Source organism: Cyanobacteriota bacterium, assembly GCA_027618255.1.
Classification (GTDB): domain Bacteria; phylum Cyanobacteriota; class Vampirovibrionia; order LMEP-6097; family LMEP-6097; genus JABHOV01.
The window spans coordinates 1-7,528 of sequence record JAQCFG010000079.1 but is presented as its reverse complement, the minus strand read 5'-3'; the positions used below and the strand labels follow the sequence as shown (position 1 = coordinate 7,528).

The 7,528-nt window shown below is 39.0% G+C and carries 6 protein-coding genes; 3 read left to right on the top strand and 3 right to left on the bottom strand.

From position 1 onward, the window contains the following. Positions 1 to 217: 217 nt before the first annotated feature. Together O3C63_08965 and yidC are read left to right on the top strand one after the other, a co-directional pair. On the top strand, positions 218 to 997 hold the full coding sequence (locus tag O3C63_08965; GenBank protein ID MDA0773058.1) for a thioredoxin family protein: 780 nt from the start codon (positions 218 to 220) through the stop codon (positions 995 to 997). Between the two features lie 86 nt (positions 998 to 1,083). Further along, entirely contained in the window at positions 1,084 to 2,190 is a 1,107-nt protein-coding gene (yidC, locus tag O3C63_08960) for a membrane protein insertase YidC (GenBank protein MDA0773057.1), read from the top strand. 179 nt (positions 2,191 to 2,369) lie between these two features. On the opposite strand, the gene O3C63_08955 is transcribed toward yidC, so the two are convergent. Genes O3C63_08955 through O3C63_08945 form a run of 3 tightly spaced genes read right to left on the bottom strand, consistent with a single transcriptional unit; the run spans position 2,370 to position 6,385 of the window. After that, positions 2,370 to 3,866 carry a hypothetical protein gene (locus O3C63_08955; GenBank protein MDA0773056.1) on the bottom strand — a complete coding sequence of 499 codons (1,497 nt, stop codon included), beginning with the start codon at positions 3,864 to 3,866 and terminating at the stop codon, positions 2,370 to 2,372. After that, on the bottom strand, positions 3,860 to 4,705 hold the full coding sequence (locus O3C63_08950; protein MDA0773055.1) for a menaquinone biosynthesis protein: 846 nt from the start codon (positions 4,703 to 4,705) through the stop codon (positions 3,860 to 3,862). Before O3C63_08950 ends, O3C63_08955 begins: the two co-directional genes overlap by 7 nt. Positions 4,706 to 4,765: 60 nt before the next feature. Continuing rightward, a complete protein-coding gene (locus O3C63_08945; protein ID MDA0773054.1) occupies positions 4,766 to 6,385 on the bottom strand; it encodes an NAD+ synthase in 1,620 nt (539 codons plus the stop codon). A 69-nt stretch (positions 6,386 to 6,454) separates the two neighbouring features. Between O3C63_08945 and lysA the strand changes: the two genes are divergently transcribed. Then, on the top strand, positions 6,455 to 7,528 hold a 1,074-nt coding region (gene lysA / locus O3C63_08940; protein MDA0773053.1), incomplete at its 3' end, for a diaminopimelate decarboxylase.

Here is a 7,528-nt window from a genome sequence, read left to right as displayed (position 1 = left end):
TAAAGTCTTCTAGTCGGATCCATTAAAAAAGTAGCAACCGCAACGAATGCGCGTGTTGCCTTTGGAGATAATTCCGACTTTCAAAACAAGTCCAATAGCTTATGACACCTCGCATAGAATCAAAAGATCAAACGCCATTACTAGCTCAAATTACTATATAATAGAATCAATGAAAGCCTCAATCCGTTTCCACATCTTAGCTATATGCTTATTTCTGGTGTCAGGCTGTTGCTGCATGAATAATTGCCCAGTACCGGCAACAATAAAAGATGCACGCAAACTCTTTGTTGTTCACATTCACGGTGACTGGTGCAAGACATGTAGCAAAATAGATTCGATCATTCATCAAACAGAGGATTATTGGACCAAAAGAAACAATGTTGAATATTTAGTCTTTGACGAGACTAATCCAGCCAAAATCAAAACATCTGCCGAGATTGCCAAGAAATTCAATCTATCAGATCATTTCGAGAATGAAAGACACACCGGCGAATTACTTTTTATCGATCAGGACAGTAAAAAAATTCTTACTAAGTTTTACGGTGTTGATTCGCAAGAACAATACATAGAAGCAACTGAGGAATTACTCAAAGGCAACGAGGTTGCAAGTATTCTTGCCAAGCGCAGAAGCTACCAACTCTCAAAACCAAGCAAAAAAGAAATCCAAAAAGCCAAACTACTTGTAATTGATATTCATCACGACATGTGTGGTGGCTGCTCAATTACTGCACCAATATTTGAAGAAGTAGCCAAAGACTATATAAAAGACAAGAGAGTTTGTTTTATGACTTTTGACTTGAGTGATAGAACAACTACCAAGGCCACTCGTGAACTTGCTCAAGAGCTTGGACTAGAAGAAATCTACAATAATCAAAAACATACAGGTGAAGTTCTTTTCGTTAACAGAAAAGATAACGAGATACTAGATAAATTGATACTAGAGCGTGATAAACAGGTATATCATGACCTAATCAAGAAGCTCAAGAAACAAGTATAGACCAATACAGATCATTCACTTCTTTTCTTAAAAAAAGCTTTTCACATTCATAACAGCTCAAATACAGAGTAAAATCAATAGAATCAATGGATATTACTGCAATCACTTATTCTCTTTTTATCCCTCTACTTAATTCTATTCATGAATTAACAAGCGGCATAGGCTTAGTTAGTTTTGGCTGGGCAATTGTTTTTCTGACAGCTGGCGTCAAGCTCGTCCTAACCCCACTTACCTATAAACAAATCAAAAGCACTAGAAAGATGCAGCAAATTCAGCCGCAAATGAAAAAGCAACAAGATGACTTCAAAAAGACAGAAGAGAAGCTCAAAAACGATCCTGCCAAATTGCAAACGGCTAGAGCAGAATTCCAACAAAAAATGATGAGCTTCTATAAAGACAACGATGTAAACCCACTTGGTGGTTGCCTGCCTCTCTTGGTGCAAATGCCTATTTTACTTGGTTTGTTCTGGACTTTCTCTGGACCTCCGTTTAAATCCAAACCAATTTTTGTTGACGTCAAAGTTGTTTCAGCTGCTGAAGCAAACAAAAAGCAAATCAAATATTATGACAAAGGTGAGATCTATGTAGATTCAGAAGGTAGAAGAGCAAGAATCATGCTCAATGCCAAGAAGATCACCATGCTTGAAGGTGAGAACTATACACTCAAAGCAACTAAAGCAATGGGCGATGCCCAGCTGGATCCAGCTGCAATCAAGTGGGGTTTCTTTAACGGCGTTAAAGACAACGACTTTGTCAATCTTGAAGCTAACACAGACGGTAGTGCTGTGATTACTGCTAAAACGGCTGGAGGTAGTGCCAAACTAGAAGCCAAACTACCGCAAAGCTTGAAAAACGATAGTTTCTTTTTCATCAAGGACTTTGGTGACACAGGAGTATTCAACAAAAAAACTGGTACTCTCAATATAGACATTTTAATTCTAGTAGCACTCTTTGGGATTAGCATTTGGCTCTCTTCCAAACTCAACGCACCCAAACTTGCTGAAACTAAACCAGGCGAGACAGAAGACCCGCAAGTGGCAATGCAAAAATCAATGGCAACTATGATGCCAATTATGATGACTGGAATGATGTTAATTATCCCTCTTCCAGCTGGTGCTCTTCTATATATGATAGTCTCTGGCTTTATTCAAGCTGGCCAGACTTACTTTGCCATGAAGAGATATGACAAGTGAGCCCGACCAGGATGGTCCAATAGCTGCGTTTTCTGAAGTATTTAGCAAAATCCTCGACGATGTCGGGTTGGCGTTGCCTATCGTTTTGCAAAGCAAAACAATAAAGTTTTGCCACAGCAGCTGCGCCGAATCGGAGAGGAGCTTTGTAAATACGAGGAAATTTTTATTGGTTTAATATACTAGCATAACTTGGCAGAGATCAACTGTTTCAGAGCCTGATAATGAATCTTACCAGCACCCAATAAATTAATATCAGCCTCTGGATCTGGTTGATCACAAGCGACATACAATAAATTAGTATCGTCGATATTTTTAAATTTCTTGATCAAAGTTTTACCCTGCTCACAAAAATGAGATTGAAAGCTCAGCAAAATCAAAGTCTTGTAACGAGAGAAAAATACTTTATCGAAATCATCAACTGTTTTAATTTGGTAAGTATCCAAAGCAAAAACCTCACGAATCTCTTCTTCCTCTAGCTTTGGATGCTGTAATATCACAACTGCTGTATCTTTTTGGGCAAGCTCTTGCTCCTTAGTTTCAAAATAGCTCTGTATTTGTGGAAGTGGTTTATTTAATTCAATTGCAGCAAGGCAAAGCTCATGCATCCTGGTCATAGCTGCAGTTTTATCAAATGGTTCAGGCTCTGAAGCAAACCTTCTTAAATTATTGAAGAAGCTATATAGTTTCGATATTGTTTCGTGATAGCGTGCATAAAACTCATAGATATTTGATGATTTGAGTTTATTCAAGTAATCGGCAACCGCTACAGCATCATCAATATTGGTATTCCAGATGATTAGATTATTACCAGCAAAAATCATATCCAAAGCAAGTTCTTTGTAATCACCATACTCAGCAAGTGCCTTCATGGTAATTTCATCACTAATCACCAAACCAGAGAAACCAAAATTGTCTCTCAAATCATCCATAATAAACTCATGAGAAAGACTAACTGGATGGGTCGAGCAAATCGCTGACTGGGTTTCAATATCCTCAACATCAACTAAAATATGTGCCGTCATGATGGCATCAACACCTTCTTCAATCGCTCTAAAGAATGGGCTCAAGTGTCCCATATAATTGTGATGATCCAAACTAATATGCGGCAAAGCTAAATGAGAATCAATATCAGTAGCACCATGTCCAGGGAAATGCTTAACGCAACATCCAATACGAGCTTCAACAAAAGTCTCGACCATAATGGCAGCCTGTTCCATCACCAACTTACAGTCATTCCCCAGTGAACGAGTGCCGATAACAGGGTTGCGTGAATTCGTATTCAAGTCAACGCAAGGTGCAAAAACAAAATTGAAACCAAGATCCTTAAGGTCATAAGCCAATAATTTAGTATGCTCTACCAATAAATCAGCGTCTTCATTTTCTGCACTAATCTTGCCGAGAGCCATCAAGCTTGGCAAGTTCGGGCTAATCTTGCGCAAGCGCTGAACCTTACCACCCTCTTGATCCACACTTATAATTAGATCTTCACCCAAAAGCTTTTTGAGGTCTCTAATCAATTGCTTGACTTGCTCGCGCGATTCTATATTAGTATCAAAAAATATAATTCCACCTGGGTCAAGTTTCTTGAGTTTAGTTGCAAGCTCCTCAGTGAGCGTCGTTCCTTCAAAGCCGACAATAAACATCTTACCGAAATTAATCTTGCTGGTTTCTAGCATAATAGATTCAATTCTCCTAAATAGCTCTCAAATAAATCTAATGAGCTTTGATGTCTTTGTTCAAAATCATAATCCAAGACAGCAAAATATCTCTGCAAAACTTGTTTACTCAAACCAGTTTGTCTATATGCTTCAATAATCATGTCTGGGTAATCCACTGTCAATGATTTATTTTTCTTGGCTATCAAAATCTTACTGATAGTGTCTTGCTGCAAGCCTGAGTTTTTATTAATCACCCACAATCCAAACACCATCGGCAAAGCAGTAAGTTGATACCACTCAGTACCCAAATCAACCATATTGACGTCATTGCGAGCTCCAAGGGCGTGGCAATCTAGCAAAGCCTCATCACCAATCAACAACTTGATTGGCATCTGATCATTATTCTCACTAAAACAAATAAATTCAACTTGCTTGCCAGCTGGATTGAAGATATGTCCAGCCTGATGCTTAAAACCATAATTCTTAACCAAGACTATCTTCAAAAGATTCACTGAACTTGCACTCTTAGCAGTAACAAATATTTCACGAGCTTGAGTCAATGTCTCAATCCCATCCTTTATAAAAAGAATCACACTCTGAGCTTGTTCTTTAGTACTAATAGAAATTCCATCTACCTTGGTATAGAGTGGCTTATTTAAAAGATACTCATAACTAGAAATCGGTGCAAGATCAAGCTCAGCAACGCGAAGCATACGATTCAAATCACTTGGACTTGATTCGATCAACTCAAAACCATCCTCAAACAAATCAGCAGACTTGTAATTAACCGGCAAGCAGTTAATGAAGTTGATTGAGCCTAGACGAAGAAGCTGTTTGTCTGTTGAAGTTTGCAACACAAAGCAATTATACAAGACCTTGGCTTGCAAAGTGAGAGGCTTGCGTGATCAGCGCAAATGCTAATGCTTGAACCCTTGAGCAATCGGCATCCTGCGCCCAAAACCAAAAGCTGTTTGAGCCAGCTTGAGCACTGGCGGTGATTGTTGGCGTTTATATTCAGCCCTATCAATCATATTCAACACTCGTTTAACTAGTTCCTTATCAAAACCGGCCGCAACAATCAAATCAAGTGACTTGAGATCCTCAATATAGAGCTTAATAATTTGATCCAGAATTATATAATCAGGTAAAGAATCGCTGTCTTTTTGATTCTCACGCAACTCAGCACTTGGCGCCTTCTCAAGAATATTGTTTGGAATAATTTCGTCCTTGGAATTGATGTGACGAGCCAAATCAAAAATAGTGGTCTTCAACAAATCACCAATCACAGCAATCGCCCCGCAACTATCACCATACAAAGTAGAATAACCAACTGCAATCTCTGACTTGTTACTAGTCGCAAGCAAAATTGCACTCATTGAATTGGCTTGAGCCATTAATATATTGGCTCTTAACCTAGACTGTAAGTTTTCATCAGCTAATGGTGTTAGATTCGTCATTAGTTTACGCATTAACTCATGCGCTTCTTTGATCTCGATGATCTCATAATTAAGGTCAAGCTTATTGGCGAGTGTTTCAGCATCTTTGAAGCTCTCATCACTGGTGAAAACAGAAGGAAGCATATAGGCATAAACATTTTTGGCACCAAGCGCTTCACTTGCAATATAGGCAACTATCGCTGAATCAATGCCACCAGAAAGCCCAATCACTATCTTGTCAAAGCCACACTTGCGGACATAGTCTCTTAGACCAAGTATCAGTGCTTGTTTCAGTTCTTCAAGATCCGAATCAAGAATATCAAGTGAATCATTCTTTGCAAACAATGATTCAGAATCTATCACCAATCTATCCGGCACAAAACTCTTTGCTTTAGCAATTAGTTTCGCTGAACTATCAACAGCAAAAGAACCACCATCAAAAATCAATTGGTCATTGGCACCAACTTGGTTGACATAAACGATCGGCACTTTGTATTTCTTCACAAGGTTGCAAATCAATTCTTGCCTAAACTTGGGTTTAGCAAGAGCATACGGGGAAGCAGAAGCATTGACTATCATTTCAGCACCAGCTGCAATCAGCTCCTCAATCGGGTTTTTGTTATAAAGGTTGGGATAGGCTTCCATCCAAATATCCTCGCAGATAGTCAGACCTACCTTAGAACCCTGCCATTCCCAAATCTTGGGGCGACGAGCAGCTTCAAAATATCTCAACTCATCAAAAACATCATAACTAGGCAACAGCACTTTATGGGTGAGCATTTTGATTTTGCCTTCTGCAAGACAAAACAAAGAGTTAAAATATTTATTACCAAAATGTTTATTTGGTGCAATTCCACCAACAATCACAGCAAACTGCTCGTCAGTATAAAGTGCAAGCTCTTTAATAAAATGATCTTGTTGTTCTAGCAAACCATGTTTGAGTATCAAGTCCTTAGGCGGGTAACCGAGCATTGAAAGCTCAGGAAAAATTAGTAAGTTGACATTGTCTTTTTTGCAAAACTCAATTTCCTTCAACATCAACTTAAAGTTGTGCTCTAGGTCACCGATAATTGGATTGATTTGACTTACGGCTAGTTTCACTGGCTTGATTTTAGCATTAGACCTGTTTCGGCTTTGCCTCGCAATAACGATATGCTATTATCAACAACAATGACCATGACAGAACAGAAACTCAATCAAGTCAAACCCCTCAGTCTAGAGATTAATGATCAGTATCAAATCTCCCTTGGAGGAATTAAAGTAGCTGAATTAGTAAAACAATATGGCAGTCCTACTTACTTACTTTGCGAGCAAACAATTCGTGCAAGAGCACAAGCCTACAAACAAGCATTTGAAACCCACTATCCTAATCACCTGGTGATTTATGCCAGCAAAGCACTCAATTGCATGGCGATGTGCAAAATCATTGAGCAAGAAGGTCTCGGTTTAGATGTTGTTAGCGCAGGTGAGTTGCGCACAGCACTGGAAGCCAGATTTCCAACAGAAAGAATTATTTTCCATGGCAATAATAAAAGCCAAGACGAAGTTACACTGGCAATCAATACTGGAGTAACTTTGGTGCTTGATAACAGAACCGAACTTTCATTTATCGAAAACCATCTCGCTCAAGACCCAAGCAAAAGCTGCCAAGTCTTAGTGCGCGTGACACCTGGTATTGAATGTCACACTCATGAATACATCAAGACCGGCAAAATAGATTCCAAATTTGGTTTCAATATTGAAGAGCTTGATGAAATCATCAGCAGACTCAAAACCAATAAACAAATTAGCATTAGAGGTTTGCATGCGCATATTGGTTCACAAATTTTTGAGACTGTGCCGCACAAAGATACTTGTAAAGTATTACTTCAACTCTACAAAAAAATCAAAGACAAACATGGACTAGAGTTTGAAGATATCAATGTAGGTGGTGGACTTGGAATCATGTACACCAATCAAGATGATCCTCCTGAAATAAAAGATTGGGTCCAAATCATCGCTGGCTCAATTAAAAGCAATTGCAAAGAGCTTGGTCTCAAAGAACCTCGTGTTCTTACGGAGCCAGGCAGAAGCATAGTTGGTCCAGCTGGCATAACTGTGTACAAGGTAGGCAATATCAAAGACATCCCCAATGTCCGTAAATATATTGCCATTGATGGCGGAATGGCGGATAACGCAAGACCGATAATGTACCAGGCACAATACATTGCAGAAATTGATGGCAAAGATCCAAACAAAGACACT

What these genes read in the sequence shown, in the direction of transcription:
- yidC (MDA0773057.1), top strand. Translation starts at nt 1,084, where the DNA reads ATGGATATTACTGCAATCACTTATTCTCTTTTTATCCCTCTACTTAAT.
- O3C63_08955 (MDA0773056.1), bottom strand. Translation starts at nt 3,866, where the DNA reads ATGCTAGAAACCAGCAAGATTAATTTCGGTAAGATGTTTATTGTCGGC.